A 239-nucleotide genomic window follows, 5' to 3' on the forward strand; every position below is an offset into this window, starting at 1 on the left:
TTGGTAACAGCCAACCCGATGGTGACCTGAGGCAAGTCGTCTCTCTTGTGTTTGGATTTGCCATATGCAAGCAGGTCAGAGTCTCCGGGATCTTCCATTTCAAAGTAGGTGTTGGTGGTATCGAAAAATATCAGATCCACAGTGAGGTTCAGCAAGTGCGCGGTGGCCCAGAAAACCTTTTCCTGGATGGCAGCTTCATGTGCACGCAGAAAATCCATGCTCCGGTACAGGTGCTGCAT

Annotated in this window: 1 pseudogene; it reads right to left on the bottom strand. The window is 50.2% G+C overall.

Going from position 1 to position 239, the window contains the following annotated elements:
• Nucleotides 1-239, bottom strand: a pseudogene (locus ACYQ2M_RS25535) (IS1634 family transposase); the annotation flags it as partial.

Source organism: Desulfocicer niacini (assembly GCF_054657595.1).